Origin of the sequence: Streptomyces sp. WM6386 (genome assembly GCF_000972385.1) — a bacterium.
GTDB lineage: Bacteria > Actinomycetota > Actinomycetes > Streptomycetales > Streptomycetaceae > Streptomyces.
Window position 1 is genome coordinate 1 of record NZ_JXTE01000536.1, and the last position, 417, is coordinate 417.

1 protein-coding gene is annotated in these 417 nt (G+C 63.3%); it reads right to left on the reverse strand.

The genetic code is table 11. From position 1 onward, the window contains the following. Positions 1-35: 35 nt before the first annotated feature. Positions 36-353 carry a hypothetical protein gene (locus tag TN53_RS47700; RefSeq protein ID WP_159038296.1) on the reverse strand — a complete coding sequence of 106 codons (318 nt, stop codon included), beginning with the start codon at positions 351-353 and terminating at the stop codon, positions 36-38. Positions 354-417 lie beyond the last annotated feature (64 nt).

Genomic DNA, 417 nt, shown 5'->3' on the forward strand with positions numbered 1-417 from the left:
CGGCCGTAGCGGTGCCACCGATCTCGGTATATCCGTCATTGCCAGTAGCCGTGGTGGACCGCCCTGACGATGCCTTCGACCGGCCATTCAACATGCTCCCGCAGTTTCGCAGGATCGCCATGACGCCAGTCAGGCCACGGATTCTCCCAGGTGGCCCCCTCCTCGGGCGGCTCGCGCACCGGCAACCCGGCTGCCAGGAAGGCACGGTGATCGTCGGCAAACTCAAATCCGTACGCTTCTTCGATCCGCCGCAACTCGACGTCGCTCAGGCCAGGCTCTATCTCACAGCAGTCTGCGGCGGCCAGCAGACGAGCGGCCTCTGCCCCCAGCTTCAGTCCTTCAGATGACGTCACACTTCGAACAGTCCGAGGTCTTTGAGGTCAGGCGAGTATTGAGGGCCCGTGACCAGGCATGATG